The 18,598-nt window shown below is 61.3% G+C and carries 16 protein-coding genes; all 16 read left to right on the top strand.

Annotated elements, in window-relative coordinates:
* The first annotated feature begins 95 nt into the window (after positions 1–95).
* The 16 genes from hutC to dtd all read left to right on the top strand — a co-directional run bounded on the left by hutC (position 96) and on the right by dtd (position 18,347).
* Positions 96–806 carry a histidine utilization repressor gene (hutC, locus tag FFI16_RS24910; protein ID WP_244657883.1) on the top strand — a complete coding sequence of 237 codons (711 nt, stop codon included), beginning with the start codon at positions 96–98 and terminating at the stop codon, positions 804–806.
* Positions 803–1,363: a HutD family protein gene (locus FFI16_RS24905; protein WP_138817241.1), complete on the top strand. Its 561-nt coding sequence runs from the start codon at positions 803–805 to the stop codon at positions 1,361–1,363. Before hutC ends, FFI16_RS24905 begins: the two co-directional genes overlap by 4 nt.
* 400 nt (positions 1,364–1,763) lie before the next feature.
* Complete coding sequence (gene hutU, locus FFI16_RS24900; protein ID WP_256666283.1) at positions 1,764–3,449, top strand: urocanate hydratase; 1,686 nt, start codon at positions 1,764–1,766, stop codon at positions 3,447–3,449.
* Between the two features lie 95 nt (positions 3,450–3,544).
* The gene (locus tag FFI16_RS24895; protein WP_138817239.1) at positions 3,545–4,990 is read left to right on the top strand and encodes a cytosine permease; all 1,446 of its coding nucleotides are present in this window, start codon (positions 3,545–3,547) and stop codon (positions 4,988–4,990) included.
* A 69-nt stretch (positions 4,991–5,059) separates the two neighbouring features.
* Complete coding sequence (locus FFI16_RS24890) at positions 5,060–6,025, top strand: ABC transporter substrate-binding protein (RefSeq protein WP_138817238.1); 966 nt, start codon at positions 5,060–5,062, stop codon at positions 6,023–6,025.
* Positions 6,026–6,097: 72 nt separating this feature from the next.
* Positions 6,098–6,949, top strand: coding sequence for a proline/glycine betaine ABC transporter permease (locus tag FFI16_RS24885; RefSeq protein ID WP_138817237.1), 852 nt, complete (start codon positions 6,098–6,100; stop codon positions 6,947–6,949).
* Positions 6,946–7,770, top strand: a complete 825-nt coding sequence (locus FFI16_RS24880) for a glycine betaine/L-proline ABC transporter ATP-binding protein (RefSeq protein WP_138817236.1) — start codon at positions 6,946–6,948, stop codon at positions 7,768–7,770. The genes FFI16_RS24885 and FFI16_RS24880 overlap by 4 nt, the downstream gene beginning before the upstream one ends.
* A 136-nt stretch (positions 7,771–7,906) precedes the next feature.
* The gene (hutH, locus tag FFI16_RS24875) at positions 7,907–9,430 is read left to right on the top strand and encodes a histidine ammonia-lyase (protein WP_138817235.1); all 1,524 of its coding nucleotides are present in this window, start codon (positions 7,907–7,909) and stop codon (positions 9,428–9,430) included.
* Positions 9,431–9,448: 18 nt separating this feature from the next.
* Positions 9,449–10,987, top strand: coding sequence for a histidine ammonia-lyase (gene hutH / locus FFI16_RS24870; RefSeq protein WP_138817234.1), 1,539 nt, complete (start codon positions 9,449–9,451; stop codon positions 10,985–10,987).
* Positions 10,988–11,149: 162 nt separating this feature from the next.
* Positions 11,150–12,559: an amino acid permease gene (locus FFI16_RS24865; protein ID WP_138817233.1), complete on the top strand. Its 1,410-nt coding sequence runs from the start codon at positions 11,150–11,152 to the stop codon at positions 12,557–12,559.
* 15 nt (positions 12,560–12,574) lie between these two features.
* Complete coding sequence (hutI, locus tag FFI16_RS24860; RefSeq protein ID WP_138817232.1) at positions 12,575–13,780, top strand: imidazolonepropionase; 1,206 nt, start codon at positions 12,575–12,577, stop codon at positions 13,778–13,780.
* Positions 13,781–13,791: 11 nt separating this feature from the next.
* Positions 13,792–14,592: an N-formylglutamate deformylase gene (gene hutG, locus FFI16_RS24855; protein ID WP_138817231.1), complete on the top strand. Its 801-nt coding sequence runs from the start codon at positions 13,792–13,794 to the stop codon at positions 14,590–14,592.
* 242 nt (positions 14,593–14,834) lie between these two features.
* Positions 14,835–15,770, top strand: a complete 936-nt coding sequence (locus FFI16_RS24850) for a choline ABC transporter substrate-binding protein (RefSeq protein WP_138817230.1) — start codon at positions 14,835–14,837, stop codon at positions 15,768–15,770.
* Between the two features lie 137 nt (positions 15,771–15,907).
* Positions 15,908–16,837, top strand: a complete 930-nt coding sequence (locus FFI16_RS24845) for an alpha/beta hydrolase (protein ID WP_138817229.1) — start codon at positions 15,908–15,910, stop codon at positions 16,835–16,837.
* A gap of 104 nt (positions 16,838–16,941) precedes the next feature.
* Entirely contained in the window at positions 16,942–17,913 is a 972-nt protein-coding gene (gene pip / locus FFI16_RS24840) for a prolyl aminopeptidase (RefSeq protein ID WP_138817228.1), read from the top strand.
* Positions 17,910–18,347 (top strand): D-aminoacyl-tRNA deacylase, encoded by a 438-nt coding sequence (gene dtd, locus FFI16_RS24835; RefSeq protein ID WP_138817227.1) that lies wholly within the window; start codon positions 17,910–17,912, stop codon positions 18,345–18,347. The genes pip and dtd overlap by 4 nt, the downstream gene beginning before the upstream one ends.
* Positions 18,348–18,598: the final 251 nt, after the last annotated feature.

Raw genomic sequence — 18,598 nt, 5'->3', positions numbered from 1 at the left:
GCCTGCTCGGTAAACTCCGGCAATCTATGCATCTTTTCCCCCTGCAAGGATTCCCTGTGCCGACTCCGCCTGCCAAGTCTTCGCTGGCTGCCCACATGGACGAAAGTCCGGCGCCCTTGTATGCCCGCGTCAAACAGATGATCAGCCAGCAGATCCTCAACGGCAACTGGCCGCCGCATTACCGCGTGCCGTCGGAGAGTGAACTGGTCAACCAGCTTGGCTTCAGCCGCATGACCATCAACCGCGCGCTGCGTGAACTGACCGCCGAAGGTTTGCTGGTGCGCATGCAGGGCGTCGGCACCTTCGTTGCCGAGCCCAAGAGCCAGTCGGCGCTGTTTGAAGTGCACAACATTGCCGATGAGATCGCCTCGCGCGGTCATCGCCATACCTGCCAGGTTATTCACCTGGGCGAAGAGGCCGCCGGCTCCGAGCGCGCCGTGGCGCTGGAGATGCGTGAGGGCGGGCGGGTGTTCCACTCGCTGATCGTGCATTTTGAAAACGATATTCCCGTGCAAATCGAAGACCGCTTCGTCAACGCCCTGGTTGCGCCGGAATACTTGCAGCAGGATTTCACCCAGCAAACCCCCTACGCCTACCTCAACCAGGTCGCGCCACTGACCGAGGGCGAGCATGTAGTTGAAGCAATCCTCGCCGACGCTGCCGAGTGCAAGCTGTTGCAGATCGAGCCAAGCGAGCCCTGCCTGTTGATTCGCCGGCGCACCTGGTCCGGCCGCCAGCCGGTCACCGCCGCGCGTTTGATCCACCCCGGTTCCCGTCATAGCCTGGAAGGACGTTTCAGTAAATGAGTGAAGTGAAAGTCTGGCGCGCCGCCGACTACATCCGCATGCCGTGGAAAAACGGCGGCGGCAGCACCGAAGAAATTACCCGTGACGCAGGCATTGGCCTGGATGGCTTTGGCTGGCGCCTGTCGATTGCCGATATTGCCGAGTCAGGCGGTTTTTCTACCTTTGCCGGCTACCAGCGCGTTATCACGGTGATCAAGGGCGCGGGTATGGTCCTGACCGTGGATGGTGAGGAGCAGCGTGGGTTGTTACCGCTGCAAGCATTTGCGTTCAAGGGTGAGAGTGAAGTGTCTTGCCGCTTGATCACCGGGCCGATCCGCGATTTCAACTTGATCTACTCGCCCGAGCGTTACCACGCACGCTTTCAATGGATTGATGGCGCGCAGCGGTTTTTCAGCACAGCGCACACGGTGTTGGTGTTCAGTGTGGCGGATGAAGTGAAGGTGCTGGATCAAAAGCTGGGGCATCACGACTGCCTGCAAATCGACGGTAACACTGGCTTGCTGGATATTTCCGTCACCGGCCGCTGCTGCATTATCGAACTGACCCAACTCGGTTAAAAATGTGGGAGCTGGCTTGCCTGCGATAGCGATGTGTCAGTCAGCAAATCTGATGCTGACACATCGCTATCGCAGGCAAGCCAGCTCCCACATTTGCTTTTCATTGCTCATAAGAGCTGTTTCCAGTCGCGCACCAATTTGTTACCGAACGCCCCAGCTTGGCGCAATGCCAGGCAATCGTTAGCAATTTCCCGGTCCGCAAACTCCCTCCGTAAGAAATTTCACCAAGCCTCCAAGCCTTAATTTCCGAGGCTTTCACACCCCTCCCAAAAAAATCTCACCCGCTCCCTCGTCAAGTTGGCCGCTTGATTGCATATGCTTGTACATACAAGTAAAGATGTGTGCGTAAGACTCTGCTTCGCACCATCCAAGTTCGCGCATCATGCCGAGGAGTCCAGCTGTGACCGATTTTTCGAAAACCAAGCCTACTAAATACCGTGACGTCGAAATCCGTGCCGCTCGTGGCAACACGCTCACCGCCAAAAGCTGGCTGACTGAAGCACCGCTGCGCATGTTGATGAACAACCTCGACCCGCAAGTGGCCGAGAACCCGAAAGAATTGGTGGTGTACGGCGGTATCGGCCGTGCGGCGCGCAATTGGGAGTGCTACGACCAGATCGTCGAGAGCCTCACCAACCTGAATGACGACGAGACCTTGCTGGTGCAATCCGGCAAGCCGGTCGGCGTGTTCAAGACCCACAGCAACGCGCCGCGCGTGCTGATCGCCAACTCCAACCTGGTGCCGCACTGGGCCAGCTGGGAGCACTTTAACGAACTGGATGCCAAGGGCCTGGCCATGTACGGCCAGATGACCGCCGGCAGCTGGATCTACATCGGCAGCCAGGGCATCGTGCAGGGCACCTACGAAACCTTCGTCGAAGCCGGCCGCCAGCATTACAACAGCGACCTCACCGGCCGCTGGGTCCTCACCGCCGGCCTCGGCGGCATGGGCGGCGCTCAGCCGTTGGCTGCAACCCTGGCTGGCGCCTGCTCGCTGAACATCGAGTGCCAGCAGGTCAGCATCGATTTCCGTCTCGCCAGCCGTTATGTCGACGAGCAAGCCACCGACCTCGACGACGCCCTGGCCCGCATCGCCAAATACACCAAAGAAGGCAAGGCCATCTCCATCGCCTTGCTGGGCAACGCGGCCGAAATCCTGCCGGAACTGATCAAGCGCGGCGTGCGCCCGGACATGGTCACCGACCAGACCAGCGCCCACGACCCACTCAATGGCTACCTGCCGGCCGGCTGGACCTGGGACGAATACCGCGCCCGCGCCAAGACCGAGCCAGCTGCCGTGATCAAGGCCGCCAAGCAGTCGATGGCCGTGCACGTCAAAGCCATGCTGGAATTCCAGAAACAAGGAATTCCTACCTTCGACTACGGCAACAACATCCGCCAGATGGCCCAGGAAGAAGGCGTGGAAAATGCCTTCGACTTCCCAGGCTTCGTGCCGGCCTACATCCGCCCACTGTTCTGCCGTGGTATCGGCCCGTTCCGCTGGGCTGCGCTGTCGGGCGACCCGCAAGACATCTACAAGACTGACGCCAAAGTCAAAGAGCTGATCCCGGACGACGCGCACCTGCATAACTGGCTGGACATGGCCCGCGAACGCATCAGCTTCCAGGGCTTGCCGGCACGTATCTGCTGGGTTGGCCTGGGCCAGCGCGCCAAGCTCGGCCTGGCGTTCAACGAAATGGTACGCAGCGGCGAGCTGTCGGCGCCGGTGGTGATCGGCCGTGACCACCTCGACTCCGGCTCGGTCGCAAGCCCCAACCGCGAAACCGAAGCCATGCAGGACGGTTCCGACGCCGTGTCCGACTGGCCACTGCTCAACGCCTTGCTCAACACCGCAAGCGGCGCGACCTGGGTCTCGCTGCACCACGGCGGCGGCGTGGGCATGGGCTTCTCCCAGCATTCGGGCATGGTGATCGTCTGCGACGGTACCGATGAGGCGGCTGAGCGGATTGCCCGCGTGCTGCACAACGACCCGGCCACCGGGGTGATGCGTCACGCCGATGCGGGTTACCAGATCGCCATCGACTGCGCCAAGGAGCAGGGCCTGAACCTGCCGATGATCAAGTAACTCAATGTGGGAGCGAGCAAGTCGAATCGTCGCACCGCCGCTCCCACATTTGATCTGCAGTGAACCAGAAAACAATCCATCAGAGGTTGAACAACATGGCTGCAAATGACACCACCCCGTTGATCGAAAGGCGTTCGATCGACTACATCCCGGAAGCGGAAAGACACGGTCGTCTATTGAGCCAGTTCACCCTGTGGATGGGTGCCAACCTGCAAATCACCGCGATTGTCACCGGGGCCTTGGCCGTGGTGCTCGGCGGTGATGTGTTCTGGTCGTTGATCGGTTTGTTGATCGGCCAACTCATCGGCGGCGGCGTCATGGCGTTGCATGCGGCGCAAGGGCCAAAGCTTGGCCTGCCACAGATGATCTCCAGCCGGGTGCAGTTCGGCGTTTATGGTGCAGCCATCCCGATTGTGCTGGTCTGTTTGATGTACCTCGGCTTTACCGCGACCGGCACCGTGCTGTCGGGGCAGGCGCTGGGCCAGTTGTTCGGGGTCAGCGACAGCGTCGGTATCCTGATTTTTGCCAGCGTGATCGTACTGGTCACCGTGCTGGGTTATCGGGTGATCCACTTTATCGGGCGTGTCGCCAGCGTCATTGGCGTGATTGCCTTTGTCTATCTGTTCAGTCGTTTGATGAGCCAGACCGACGTTGGCGCGCTTTTGCAGATTCGCCACTTCAGCTGGAGCAGTTTCCTGCTGGCGGTATCGCTCGCGGCCTCCTGGCAGATCGCCTTCGGCCCTTACGTGGCGGACTACTCACGTTACCTGCCAAGCAAAACATCTTCGCTGAAAACCTTTTTTGCCGCCGGCGCGGGTTCAGTCATTGGTGCTCAGGTGGCGATGGTCCTTGGCGTGTTTGCCGCGGCCATGTCCAACGGGCAATTTGTCGGCCACGAAGTCGCCTACATCGTTGGGTTGAGTGGTACGGGCGCCACTGCTGCACTGCTGTACTTCAGCATCGCGTTCGGCAAGGTCACCATCTCTACCCTGAACTCCTACGGCAGCTTCATGTGCATTGCGACCATCGTCAGTGGCTTCCGTGGGCGCCTGGAGGTCACGCGCCTGCAACGTCTGGTGTTCGTGCTGGTGATTGTCGGCACTGCAACCCTGATCGCGTTGCTCGGCCAGCACTCGTTCCTCGGAGCGTTCAAGTCTTTCATCCTGTTTCTGCTGGCGTTCTTCACGCCCTGGAGTGCAATCAACCTGGTGGATTACTACTGCATCACCCGCGAGCGCTATGACGTTCCGGCCTTGGCCGACCCGAAGGGCCGCTACGGTCGCTGGAACCTGCTCGGTATCAGCGTCTATGTGTTCGGCGTGTTGGTGCAGTTGCCGTTCATCTCTACCAAGTTCTACACCGGCCCCTTGGTTGCCGCGCTGGGTGATGTGGATATCTCCTGGATCATCGGCCTGGTACTGCCTGCGGCCCTGTATTACGTATGTGCGAAAAAATGGCACGGCACAGTGCCCGATCACCTGATCCTGCCAATAGAGCAGGGCGCTGCACCAACGACAAACGGGCTGGCTGCACAAGCCTGATGGGACGTGGACAGGGCAGGACGCCTACTGACTGCCGTAATCCATTTCAAGATTGGGAGCGTCACAACAATGAAGATGAATAAAACCCTGCTGGCCACCGTGTTATCTGCAGGCTTGCTGGCCTCTGCCGGCGCCGAGGCGGCGGGTTGGTGCGAATCCGGCAAGCCGGTGAAGTTCGCCGGGCTGAACTGGGAAAGCGGCATGTTGCTCACCGACATCCTGCAAACCGTGCTGGAGAAAGGCTACGACTGCAAAACCGACAGCCTGCCGGGCAATTCCATCACCATGGAAAACGCCCTGAGCAGCAACGACATCCAGGTGTTCGCCGAAGAGTGGGTAGGCCGCAGCGAAGTCTGGAACAAGGCCGAGAAGGCCGGCAAAGTCGTTGGCGTTGGCGCGCCGGTTGTCGGTGCCGTCGAAGGCTGGTACGTGCCGCGTTACGTGATTGAGGGCGACGCCAAGCGCAAGTTGGAACCCAAGGCGCCGGACCTGAAAAACATCGCCGACCTGGCCAAATACGCCTCGGTGTTCAAGGACCAGGAAGAACCGTCCAAAGGCCGCTTCTACAACTGCCCGGCCGGCTGGACCTGTGAGCTGGACAACAGCGAGATGCTCAAAAGCTACGGCCTGGAAAGCACCTACACCAACTTCCGCCCTGGCACCGGCCCGGCGCTGGATGCCGCTGTGCTGTCGAGCTACAAGCGTGGCGAGCCGATCCTGTTTTACTACTGGTCGCCCACCCCGCTGATGGGCCAGGTCGATCTGGTCAAGCTCGAAGAAAAACCCGGTGTGGATAAAAGCGTGAGCATCAAGGTCGGCCTGTCCAAGACCTTCCACGAACAAGCGCCTGAACTGGTAGCGGTGCTGGAGAAGGTCAACCTGCCTATCGATCTGCTTAACCAGAACCTCGGTCGCATGGCCAAAGAGCGAATTGAGTCGCCAAAACTGGCGAAAATTTTCCTCAAGGAACATCCTGAAGTCTGGCACGCATGGGTGAGCGACGACGCAGCCAAGAAAATCGACGCGGCCTTGTAGGTCAAGGGTGTCCGGCTACCCTGAGGGGTTAGCCGGGCACACGGCCACAACCCACTGGATCGAGAGCACGATATGTTTCCTGAGAGTTTTACGTTTTCCATCGCCGACTGGGTCAACGGTTGGGTGGACTCGCTGGTCACCAACTACGGCGATGTGTTCCGGCACATCTCCGACACGCTGTTGTGGGCTATCGTCAACCTGGAAGGCTTGCTGCGCGCAGCGCCCTGGTGGCTGATGCTGGCCATCGTCGGCGGTATTGCCTGGCACGCCACCCGCAAGCTGGTGACCACGGCAGTGATCGTCGGTCTGCTGTTCCTGGTGGGCGCGGTTGGCCTGTGGGACAAGCTCATGCAAACCCTGGCACTGATGATGGTCGCCACGGTGATCTCGGTGCTGATCGGCATTCCGTTGGGCATTTTGTCTGCACGCAGCAATCGCCTGCGCTCGGTGCTGATGCCGCTGCTCGACATCATGCAAACCATGCCCAGCTTCGTGTACCTGATCCCGGTGCTGATGCTGTTTGGCCTGGGCAAGGTGCCGGCGATTTTCGCCACGGTGATCTACGCCGCGCCACCGTTGATTCGCCTCACCGACTTGGGCATTCGCCAGGTCGACGGCGAAGTCATGGAAGCCATCAACGCCTTCGGTGCCAACCGCTGGCAGCAACTGTTTGGCGTGCAACTGCCGCTGGCATTGCCGAGCATCATGGCGGGTATCAACCAGACCACCATGATGGCGTTGTCGATGGTGGTGATCGCCTCGATGATCGGCGCCCGTGGCTTGGGTGAAGACGTGCTCGTCGGCATCCAGACCCTCAACGTCGGCCGTGGCCTCGAAGCGGGGCTGGCGATTGTGATTCTTGCAGTGGTCATCGACCGCATTACCCAGGCCTATGGTCGTCCACGGCATGAGGCGAGCAAATGACTACTGTCAGCAAAATTGAAGTTAAAAACGTCTTCAAGATCTTCGGCAACCGCTCCAAGGAAGCCCTGGCGATGGTTGGCCAGGGCAAGACCAAGGACCAGGTGCTGGCCGAGACCGGCTGCGTGGTCGGCGTGAACGACCTGTCACTGAGCATCGGCACCGGCGAGATCTTTGTGATCATGGGCCTGTCGGGTTCGGGCAAGTCTACCCTGGTGCGCCACTTCAACCGCCTGATCGACCCTACCAGCGGCGCGATCCTGGTGGACGGCGAAGACATCCTGCAACTGGACATGGAAGCCCTGCGTCAATTCCGTCGCCACAAGATCAGCATGGTGTTCCAGAGCTTCGGCCTGCTGCCCCACAAGACTGTGCTCGACAACGTCGCCTACGGCCTCAAGGTGCGCGGCGAAACCAAGCAGGTGTGCGCCGAACGCGCGCTGCACTGGATCGAAACCGTGGGCCTCAAGGGCTACGAAAACAAATACCCGCACCAGCTTTCCGGCGGCATGCGCCAACGTGTTGGCCTGGCCCGCGCCTTGGCGGCCGATACCGACATCATCCTGATGGACGAAGCCTTCAGCGCCCTCGACCCGCTGATCCGCGCCGAGATGCAGGACCAGTTGCTGGAGCTGCAAAAGACCCTGCACAAGACCATCGTGTTCATTACTCACGACCTCGACGAGGCGGTGCGCATTGGCAACCGCATTGCGATTCTCAAGGACGGCAAGCTGATCCAGGTCGGCACGCCGCGCGAGATTCTGCATTCGCCGGCGGATGAGTATGTGGACCGATTTGTTCAGCGGCGGGCGGCGGTGGTCTGATCCGGATCTTGTGGTGAGCCGGCTGGCGCCATCGCAGGCAAGCCAGCTCCCACAGGGGAATGCATTCCAAAGGTTGGAGCTGGCTTGCCTGCGATAGGGCCGGTAAGTCTGCACAAGCATTGAAGAAGGTATGAAGATGTCCCAGGCAACAAAAATCATCATCGCCGACGCCCCCCTGCGTTGGCAGGACGTGGTCGCCGTCGCCCGCCACGGCGCCGTGCTCGAACTCTCGGGCCACGCCTGGGCGCGCATCGACAATGCCCAGGCCATCGTGCAGCGCATCGTCACCAGCGGCGAACGCGCCTATGGCGTGAACACCGGCCTGGGCGCGCTGTGCAATGTGTCGCTCAAAGGCGAACAACTCAGCCAGTTATCGCGCAACACCCTGTTGAGCCACGCCTGTGGCGTCGGCCCGGTGCTGAGCGACGAGCAGACTCGCTCGATCATCTGCGCAGCCATCATCAACTACAGCCACGGCAAATCCGGCCTGCACCCGCAGGTGGTGCATTCGTTGCTGGCGTTGCTCAACCACGGCATCACGCCGCAAGTGCCGTCCCAGGGCTCGGTGGGCTACCTGACCCACATGGCTCATGTTGGCGTGGCCTTGCTCGGCGTTGGCGAGGTGAGCTATCGCGGCCAGATCGTCACGGCGCACGCCGCATTAGAAGCCGAAGGTTTACAGCCTGTGGTGCTCGGCGCCAAAGACGGCCTGTGCCTGGTCAATGGCACGCCGTGCATGACCGGCCTGAGCTGTCTGGCCCTGGCCGACGCCCATCACCTGCTGCAATGGGCCGACGTGATCGGCGCCATGAGTTTCGAAGCCCAGCGTGGTCAGATCGACGCTTTCGACGAGGCCATCATCGCCCTCAAGCCACACCCAGGCATGCAGCAAGTCGGCATCAACCTGCGTGCCTTGCTCGATGGCAGTGAAGTGATCGCCAGCAGCAAAGGCATCCGCACCCAGGACGCGCTGAGCATCCGCTCGATCCCGCAGATCCACGGTGCGGCGCGTGATCAGGTTGAACACGCCACGCGCCAGATCGAGACCGAACTCAACAGCGCCACCGACAACCCGCTGGTGCTCGGCACACCGGACAACTACCGCGTGGTGTCCCAGGCCAACCCGCATGGGCAATCTGTGGCGCTGGCGGCCGACATGCTTGCCATCGCCATGGCCGAAATCGGCTCGGTGGCTGAGCGTCGCCTGGACCGCCTGATCAACCCGCATGTCAGCGGCTTGCCGGCGTTCCTGGTCAGCAACCCTGGGGTCAACTCCGGGATGATGATCGTGCAGTACGTCGCTGCCTCGCTGTGCGGGCAGAACCGCCAGCTGGCGCAACCGGCGGTGCTCGACAACTTTGTGACCTCGGGCTTGCAGGAAGACCACTTGAGCATGGGCACCAACGCCGCGCTCAAGCTGCATCAGCTGCTGGCCAACGTCACGCAGATCCTCGCCATTGAGTACCTGCTGGCGGCCCAGGCGTTCGAGTTTTTGCAGGACCAGCGTTTTGGCGCGGGCACTGACAGTGCCTGGCGTCTGTTGCGTGAAAAGGTCCCACCTTACGAGCAAGACCGCTGGCTGGCGCCGGACATCGCGAGCGCCGCCGCGTTGCTCAAGGACACCGCTTTGCTGCACCACGTATTACCTAATTTGCACTAAAAATAATTCACAAGGAGCATGAATGTGACTGCGCTAAATTTGATTCCAGGCCAACTGAGCCTTGCCCAACTGCGGGCCATCTACCAGCAGCCGGTAACCCTCAGTCTGGATGACAGCGCCACGGCGCAGATCGAAGCCAGTGTGGCCTGCGTGGAGCAGATTCTCGCCGAGAACCGCACCGCCTACGGCATCAACACCGGTTTCGGTCTGCTGGCCTCGACCCGCATCGCCAGCGAAGACCTGGAAAACCTCCAGCGTTCCCTGGTGCTGTCCCACGCTGCCGGTGTCGGTGAGCCGATCAGCGACGCACTGGTGCGGCTGGTCATGGTGCTTAAGGTCAATAGCCTGAGCCGTGGGTTCTCCGGGATCCGTCGCCAGGTGATCGACGCGCTGATCGCGCTGATCAACGCCGAGGTGTACCCGCACATTCCGCTTAAAGGCTCGGTCGGCGCTTCCGGCGACTTGGCGCCATTGGCGCATATGTCGCTGGTGCTGCTGGGCGAAGGCAAGGCGCGCTACAAGGGCGAATGGCTGGAAGCCACCGAGGCACTGAAAGTCGCCGGCCTGACGCCGCTGACGCTGGCGGCCAAAGAAGGCCTGGCGCTGCTGAACGGCACCCAGGTGTCCACCGCTTACGCATTGCGCGGCCTGTTCGAAGGCGAAGACCTGTTCGCCGGTGCGCTGGCGTGCGGCGCCCTCACAGTGGAAGCGGTGTTGGGCTCGCGCTCGCCGTTCGACGCACGTATCCATGCCGCCCGTGGCCAACGTGGGCAGATCGACGCGGCTGCGGCCTATCGTGACCTGCTCGGCGAAAGCAGCCAGGTGTCCCAGTCGCACCAGAACTGCGACAAGGTGCAAGACCCGTATTCCCTGCGCTGCCAGCCACAAGTCATGGGCGCCTGCCTGACCCAGTTCCGCCAGGCCGCCGACGTGCTGGTGGTAGAGGCCAACGCCGTGTCGGATAACCCGCTGGTGTTTGCGGCCGAAGGCGATGTGATCTCCGGTGGTAACTTCCACGCCGAGCCGGTGGCCATGGCTGCCGACAACATGGCGCTGGCCATCGCTGAGATCGGCTCGCTGAGCGAGCGTCGTATTTCGTTGATGATGGACAAGCACATGTCGCAACTGCCGCCGTTTTTGGTCGGCAATGGCGGGGTGAACTCCGGCTTCATGATCGCCCAGGTGACTGCTGCTGCACTCGCCAGTGAGAACAAGGCGCTGGCGCATCCCCATAGCGTGGATAGCATCCCGACGTCGGCCAACCAGGAAGACCACGTGTCCATGGCCCCGGCTGCGGGCAAGCGCTTGTGGGAAATGGCTGAAAATACCCGTGGTGTACTCGCCGTCGAGTGGCTGGCGGCATGCCAGGGCCTGGACCTGCGCGACGGTTTGAAAACCTCGGCCAAGCTGGAAAAAGCCCGTGGGATTCTGCGCGAAAAAGTGGCGTTCTATGAAAAGGACCGCTTCTTCGCCCCGGACATCAATGCCGCCAGCGAACTGCTCGCCAGCCGCTGCCTGAATGAGCTGGTGCCTGCCAAGCTCCTGCCGAGCTTGTAACCGCAACGCACCCCAGTGTGGGAGCTGGCTTGCCTGCGATAGCTATCTGTCAGTTGAAACATTTGTGACTGACAGACCGCCATCGCAGGCAAGCCAGCTCCCACAGGTTGAGCGTTCGCCGATTTTGAATTTTCTCGGGATAAAAATAACTAGGGAAGAGAAATGCACCAGCAAGAAAAGGGTTTGAAACGCGGGCTAAGCGCCCGACATATTCGCTTCATGGCACTCGGTTCCGCGATCGGCACCGGGTTGTTCTATGGTTCCGCCTCCGCCATCCAAATGGCCGGCCCTGCCGTGCTGCTGGCCTACCTGATCGGCGGCGCCGCGGTGTTCATGGTGATGCGCGCCCTCGGTGAAATGGCCGTACACAACCCGGTGTCCGGCTCCTTCGGCCAATACGCCAGCACCTACCTGGGGCCGATGGCCGGGTTTGTGCTCGGCTGGACCTACGCGTTTGAAATGATCATCGTCTGCCTCGCCGACGTCACCGCCTTTGGCATCTACATGGGCTTCTGGTTTCCCGAGGTCGCGCGCTGGGTCTGGGTGCTGGGCATCGTGTTTTTGATCGGTGGCCTGAACCTGTGCAACGTCAAAGTATTTGGCGAGATGGAGTTCTGGCTGTCACTGCTCAAGGTCGGTGCCATTGTGGCGATGATCCTCGGCGGCTTCGGCATCATGCTGTTCGGCATTCATTCGGCAGGCGAAACCCAGGCCAGTGGCCTGAGCAACCTGTGGGCCCACGGCGGCTTCATGCCGAACGGCATCGGCGGCCTGATCGCTTCATTCGCGGTGGTGATGTTTGCATTTGGCGGCATCGAAATCATCGGCATCACCGCCGGTGAAGCCAAAGACCCGCAGCGCGTGATTCCCAAGGCGATCAATGCGGTGCCGCTGCGCATCCTGTTGTTCTACGTGCTGACCCTGTTTGTGTTGATGGCCATCTACCCGTGGCCGCAGATCGGCAGCCAGGGCAGCCCGTTCGTGCAGATCTTCAGCAATCTGGGCATCGGCTCGGCGGCGACTATCCTCAATATCGTGGTGATCTCGGCCGCCGTCTCGGCAATCAACAGCGACATCTTCGGCGCCGGCCGCATGATGTACGGCCTGGCCCAGCAAGGGCAGGCGCCCAAGGGCTTTGCGCAGCTGTCCAAGCACGGCGTGCCGTGGATGACCGTACTGGTGATGGGCGCGGCGTTGCTCGGCGGCGTGGTGCTCAACTACCTGATCCCGGAAAACGTATTCCTGCTGATCGCCTCGATTGCCACCTTCGCCACCGTGTGGGTGTGGCTGATGATCCTGTTTACCCAGGTCGCCATGCGCCGCTCGATGACCAAGGAACAGGTGGCCGAGCTGAAATTCCCGGTGCCGTTCTGGCCCTATGCGCCAGCGGCGGCCATCGTGTTCATGTTGTTCGTGTTTGGTGTGCTGGGTTACTTCCCGGATACCCAGGCGGCTTTGCTGGTCGGCGCTGTGTGGATCGTACTGCTGGTGCTCGCTTACCTGCTGTGGGTCAAACCCGCTGCCGGGCAAGCGGCCAAGGTCCATTACGACCCGGCTTTGTCTCATCGATAACTTAGGGAGGCGTTGATGAAAACGCTTTGGCAACACTGCCACGTCGCAACCATGGCGGGCGGCAAATACTCGATCATCGAGGATGCCGCCATGGTCACCGCCGATTCACTGATCGAGTGGATCGGCCCCCGCAGCCAGGTACCAACGGCGGACTACGCCCAGGTGCAGGACCTGCAAGGCGCGTGGGTCACCCCCGGGCTGATCGACTGCCACACCCACACGGTGTTCGGTGGCAATCGCAGCGGCGAATTCGAGCAGCGCCTTGAAGGCGTGAGCTACGCCGAAATCGCCGCCAAGGGTGGCGGTATTGCCAGTACCGTGCGCGCCACCCGCGCCGCCACCGAAGATGAATTGTTTGCCAGCGCTGAAAAGCGCCTGCGCAGTTTGCTGCGTGACGGCGTGACCACGGTGGAGATCAAATCCGGCTACGGCCTGGACCTGGTCAACGAGCGCAAGATGCTGCGGGTTGCGCGTCGCCTTGGCGAAGCGTTGCCGGTGAGCGTGCGCGCCACGTGCCTGGCGGCCCACGCGCTGCCGCCGGAGTACAAGGACCGCGCTGACGACTACATCGAGCACATCTGCGCCGAGATGCTGCCAGCCCTGGCCGCCGAAGGGCTGGTAGATGCGGTGGACGCCTTCTGCGAATACCTGGCGTTTTCCACCGAGCAGGTGGAGCGTGTGTTCAAGGTCGCGCAGCAATTGGGCTTGCCGGTGAAGCTGCACGCCGAGCAGCTTTCCTCATTGCACGGCTCCAGCCTGGCGGCGCGTTATCACGCACTGTCGGCGGACCACCTGGAGTTCATGACCGAAGAAGACGCCATCGCCATGGCCGCTTCCGGCACTGTCGCGGTGTTGCTGCCGGGCGCGTTCTACTTCCTGCGTGAAACCCAGTTGCCGCCCATGGATGCGCTGCGCAAGCACGGCGTGAAAATCGCCATCGCCAGTGACCTCAACCCCGGCACCTCGCCGGCGCTGTCGGTACGCCTGATGCTGAACATGGCCTGCACCCTGTTCCGGATGACCCCGGAAGAAGCCCTGGCCGGTGCAACACAGCATGCGGCCACCGCGCTGGGCATGGGCGACACTCATGGTTCGCTGGAAGTGGGCAAGGTTGCGGATTTTGTCGCCTGGCAGATTGATCGCCCTGCCGACCTGGCTTACTGGCTGGGCGGCGAGCTGGATAAACGCGTCGTGCGCCATGGCGTCGACGTCACCGTCTGAGGAGTGTTGTTGTGGATAAGGTTCTGAATTTCAAACAAGGCCGTGTGCCGCTGCTGATCAGCATGCCCCACGCGGGCTTGCGCCTGACGCCTGCGGTCGAAGCCGGGCTGATCCCCGAGGCGCAAAGCCTGCCGGACACCGACTGGCACATCCCCACGTTGTATGACTTTGCCGAGGCATTGGGCGCCAGCACCTTGTCGGCTGAGTACTCGCGGTTTGTGATCGACCTGAACCGGCCGTCCGACGACAAACCGCTCTACGCCGGTGCCACTACCGGGCTGTACCCGGCGACGTTATTCGATGGCGTGCCGTTGTTCCGTGAAGGGCAGGTGCCATCCGAAGAAGAACGCGTGACCTACCTGCAAAAGATCTGGGGCCCGTACCACCGTACCCTGCAAGAAGAACTTGCCCGGCTCAAGGCCGAGTTCGGCTACGCCTTGCTGTTTGATGCGCACTCGATCCGCTCGGTCATCCCGCACCTGTTCGACGGCAAGCTGCCGGACTTCAACCTCGGCACCTTCAACGGCGCGGCGTGTGACCCCGAGCTGGCCAGCCAGCTGGAAGGCATCTGCGCTCAGCATCCGCAGTTCACCCATGTGCTTAATGGCCGCTTCAAGGGCGGGCATATCACCCGCCACTACGGCGACCCGGCGCAGGATATTCATGCGGTGCAGCTGGAGTTGTGCCAGAGCACTTATATGGAAGAGGTTGAGCCGTTCCGGTATCGCCCTGACTTGGCTGCGCCGACCCAGGTGGTATTGAAGCAGTTGCTGGAAGGGTTGTTGGCCTGGGGGCAGAAGCGTTACCGATAATTTTCGGTGCTGCTGAAATAGCTTTCGCGAGCAAGCCCGCTCCCACATTTGACCGAGTTTCAGCAGGAGAATGCGGTCCCAATGTGGGAGCGGGCTTGCTCGCGAAGGGGCCCTCACAGTCGCCCCAGTGCAACTGCCGGTCGCCACAGTTCGTGTCAGCAGAGGTCCCGCTGGGTAAGGTTGTGGGTACGGCGCACCAGACGCCACTCCCCACAATAAAGCTGCCGAGTGAGACCTCATCCATGAAAAGACTGTTGTTGATCCTCACCGGTGCCGCTTTGATCAGCGCCAACGCCATGGCCGCAGAACCTGCGTCCTGCAAAGCCATCCGCATGGGCGTGGTCAGCTGGACTGACGTCATCGCCACCTCCGGCATGGCCGACGTACTGCTCAACGGCCTCGGCTACGACAGCAAGCAGACCAGCGCGGTGCAGCAGATCATTTTTGCCGGCATCCGCGACAAGCGCCTGGATATCTTCCTCGGCTACTGGAAACCGGCGATGGACAACAACATCGCGCCGTTCCTGGCCGCCAAGCAGGTCAAGGTGTTCGACACGCCGAGTCTCGCCGACGCCCAAGCCACCCTGGCCGTGCCGCAATACGTGGCGGATGCCGGGCTGAAGACGTTTGCCGACATCGCCCGCTTCAAAGACAAGTTAGGCGGCAAGATCTACGGCATCGAGCCGGGCAGCGGTGCCAATACCGATATCCAGAAGATGATCGACACCAACCACTTCGGCCTCGGTGGCTTCAAGCTGGTGGCTTCCGGTGAGGCGGGCATGCTCGCGGCGGTGCAGCGTGCAGTCAATCGCAAGGAGTTCGTGGTGTTCGTCGGCTGGACCCCGCACCCGATGAACATCAACATGAAAATGGCTTACCTCACCGGCAGTGAAGATGTGTTCGGCCCGGACGAAGGTCGCGCCACGGTTTCCACCGTCACCGCGCCGGATTTTGCCGAACGTTGCCCCAACGCCAACCGCCTGCTGACTAACCTGACCTTCACCGCCGCCCAGGAAAGCCAGTTGATGGTGCCGATCATGGAGCGCCAGTCGCCGCAGGATGTGGCCAAGCAATGGTTGCGTGACCACCCTGAGGATCTGCAGCGCTGGTTGGCCGGGGTTACGGCGTTTGATGGCAGCGATGGCGTGGCAGCAGTGCAGGCCAGCCTCAAGCCCTGAAAACACCGCCGGGCAAAATGTGGGAGCTGGCTTGCCTGCGATTGCGGTGTACCAGTGAATGAACAGGTGACTGACACACCGCCATCGCAGGCAAGCCAGCTCCCACCTTTGTATCGCCATTGTCAGGGATATTGCGCATGTATCCGATTTCTCGGCAGCTTGCCGCCTTCGTCACCAAAACCGAATCCTTCACCAGTGACGACTCGTCGCTGGCAGGCTTGCGCCACAACTACGACCGTATGTGCCAGGCCTTCACGCCACCGAAGCCAGAAGGGTTGCAGCTGTCGGACTTTTTCCTGGGCGGCGTCGGCGTGCGCAGTTACCTGCCCACGGCTCCAGCGCCGACTGAAGGCTGGCCCTGCCTTCTATATATGCACGGCGGCGGCTGGGTGGTCGGCGGGTTGGGCTCCCACGACTTCATCTGCTTCGAACTGGCCAGCGCGCTGCAAGTGCTGGTGATCGCCATCGACTACCGCCTGGCGCCTGAGCACCCGTTCCCGGCGGCCTACGACGACTGTCGCGCCGTGTGGCAGGCCATCCAGGCCGGGCAGGGGCCGCACGCCATCAACCGGCAACGTCTGATGGTGATGGGCGACAGCGCGGGTGGCAATCTGGCGGCGGCGCTGTGCCTGGGTCTGCGCGACGACGGCCAGCCGTTGCCCGTGGCCCAGGTGCTGATTTACCCCGGTTTGGGCGGGCCGGCCGATTTGCCCTCGCGCCGTGACTGCATGGACGCGCCGTTGCTCAGCACTGCCGATACCGACTGCTACCTGGCGCTGTACCTGCTAGGTACGGGCGCGCCATCGGCCTATGCCATGCCTTTGCTGGCGGAATATTTCGGCGGTTTACCCAAGGCGTTGATCGCCGTGGCCCAGTTCGACCCGTTGCGCGATGACGGCATGCTTTATGCCGAGCGGCTGCAGGCGGCGGGCGTCCAGGCTGTGCTGTATCCCGGCAAAGGTCTGGTCCACGGTTGCTTGCGCGCGCGCGGCCAAGCCCCGGAGGTGGATCAGCTTTATAACTATCTGCTGCATTACCTCAGGAGCGAAGGGCTGACACAGGTCTGAGTATTCAAGGACATGCTCATTGCACAATTCGGGTTTATGATGCCAGACGGCAAGAATAATAGACGTCCCCTCAGGGATGAACCCGACACCCTACGGAGCGCGCAATGCAGACTTGGTACCCGCAGATCAAACCCTACGCCCGGCACGATCTGGCAGTCGATGACACCCACACGCTGTACGTCGATGAAAGTGGCTCCCCCGAAGGCTTGCCTGTCGTCTTCATCCACGGTGGCCCCGGCTCTGGTTGCGACGCCCAGAGCCGCTGCTATTTCGACCCGAACCTTTACCGTATCGTCACGTTCGACCAGCGTGGGTGCGGGCGTTCTACGCCGCGCGCGAGTCTTGAAAACAACACCACCTGGGATCTGGTCGCCGACCTTGAGCGCATTCGCGAACACCTGGGCATCGACAAATGGGTGCTGTTTGGTGGCTCCTGGGGCTCGACCCTGTCGTTGTCCTACGCGCAAACCCACCCTGAGCGCGTGCTTGGCCTGATCCTGCGCGGTATTTTCCTGGCCCGCCCGCAGGACATTCACTGGTTCTACCAGGAAGGCGCGAGCCGCATGTTCCCGGATTACTGGCAGGACTATCTCGCCCCGATCCCGGCAGACGAGCGCCACGACCTGGTTGCCGCCTACCACAAGCGTCTCACCGGCAACGACCAGATCGCCCAGATGCATGCGGCCAAAGCCTGGTCCGGCTGGGAAGGGCGCATGCTCGGCCTGTGCCCGAGCCCGCAGCATGTCGAGCGTTTCTCCGAGCCGCAGCGTGCCCTGTCGATCGCGCGTATCGAGTGCCACTACTTCACTAACAACTCCTTCCTAGAGCCCAACCAGCTGATCCGCGATATGCACAAGATCGCCCATCTGCCTGGCGTAATCATCCATGGCCGCTACGATATGATCTGCCCGCTGGACAACGCTTGGGAGCTTCATCAGGCCTGGCCCAACAGCGAGCTGCAGGTGATTCGTGAGGCCGGCCACGCCGCGTCCGAGCCGGGCATCACCGATGCATTGGTGCGCGCGACCGGCGAGATGGCACGGCGCCTGCTTGATCTGCCGCCAGAAGAAGCATGAAGGGCCTGTTGCAGCGGGTGCGTGGCGCCCGGGTCGAGGTCGCGGGTGAAATCGTAGGCTCGATAGACCAGGGTTTGCTGGTGCTGGTCGCCGTCGAACCTTCAGATACACCCGAGAGTGCCGATAAACTGCTGCACAAGCTGCTTAACTATCGAGTGTTCAGCGACGATGAGGGCAAGATGAACCTCTCGTTGAAGGATATCGGCGGCGGTTTGCTGCTGGTGTCGCAGTTCACCCTCGCGGCGGATACCAAAAGCGGGTTGCGGCCGAGCTTCTCCACGGCGGCCTCACCGGCCCTGGGAGCGGCGCTTTTTGAGCACTTGTTGTTACAAGCGCAACAATTGCATGGCAAGGTGGCGTCAGGGCGTTTTGGCGCTGATATGCAGGTGCACTTGGTCAATGATGGCCCTGTGACATTCCTCTTACAGACATGAATGTATTAAAAACGACTTTAATGCCTAAAAACGCAGGGTTTCACTACAAATACTTCGTTGTCCCTGATGCGTTGTATCGCGGGCTACTAGATAATCGCGCGCTATGGGGATCAGCGTAAATTGGTCCATTTTTGACTTAGGTAGAGACTTGTCCGACAAACCAGTGGGGAATCATTTTGCCCCAGAGGAGTCGGAACAATGCTCGCCAACCTGGCATATAGATAGCTGGCCGTTGGTTTTTTGATCTGTTT

The sequence above is a fragment of the Pseudomonas sp. KBS0710 genome (assembly GCF_005938045.2).
Classification (GTDB): domain Bacteria; phylum Pseudomonadota; class Gammaproteobacteria; order Pseudomonadales; family Pseudomonadaceae; genus Aquipseudomonas.
The sequence above is the reverse complement of the archived record's forward strand: the minus strand, read 5'-3'. Positions and strand labels throughout refer to the sequence as shown.

Bases quoted from the DNA above. Each gene is read 5' to 3' on its own strand.
- hutC (WP_244657883.1), top strand. From the start codon at position 96: ATGGACGAAAGTCCGGCGCCCTTGTATGCCCGCGTCAAACAGATGATC.
- FFI16_RS24905 (WP_138817241.1), top strand. From the start codon at position 803: ATGAGTGAAGTGAAAGTCTGGCGCGCCGCCGACTACATCCGCATGCCG.
- FFI16_RS24895 (WP_138817239.1), top strand. From the start codon at position 3,545: ATGGCTGCAAATGACACCACCCCGTTGATCGAAAGGCGTTCGATCGAC.
- FFI16_RS24890 (WP_138817238.1), top strand. From the start codon at position 5,060: ATGAAGATGAATAAAACCCTGCTGGCCACCGTGTTATCTGCAGGCTTG.
- FFI16_RS24885 (WP_138817237.1), top strand. From the start codon at position 6,098: ATGTTTCCTGAGAGTTTTACGTTTTCCATCGCCGACTGGGTCAACGGT.
- FFI16_RS24880 (WP_138817236.1), top strand. From the start codon at position 6,946: ATGACTACTGTCAGCAAAATTGAAGTTAAAAACGTCTTCAAGATCTTC.
- hutH (WP_138817235.1), top strand. From the start codon at position 7,907: ATGTCCCAGGCAACAAAAATCATCATCGCCGACGCCCCCCTGCGTTGG.
- hutH (WP_138817234.1), top strand. From the start codon at position 9,449: ATGAATGTGACTGCGCTAAATTTGATTCCAGGCCAACTGAGCCTTGCC.
- FFI16_RS24865 (WP_138817233.1), top strand. From the start codon at position 11,150: ATGCACCAGCAAGAAAAGGGTTTGAAACGCGGGCTAAGCGCCCGACAT.
- hutI (WP_138817232.1), top strand. From the start codon at position 12,575: ATGAAAACGCTTTGGCAACACTGCCACGTCGCAACCATGGCGGGCGGC.
- FFI16_RS24850 (WP_138817230.1), top strand. From the start codon at position 14,835: ATGAAAAGACTGTTGTTGATCCTCACCGGTGCCGCTTTGATCAGCGCC.
- FFI16_RS24845 (WP_138817229.1), top strand. From the start codon at position 15,908: ATGTATCCGATTTCTCGGCAGCTTGCCGCCTTCGTCACCAAAACCGAA.
- pip (WP_138817228.1), top strand. From the start codon at position 16,942: ATGCAGACTTGGTACCCGCAGATCAAACCCTACGCCCGGCACGATCTG.
- dtd (WP_138817227.1), top strand. From the start codon at position 17,910: ATGAAGGGCCTGTTGCAGCGGGTGCGTGGCGCCCGGGTCGAGGTCGCG.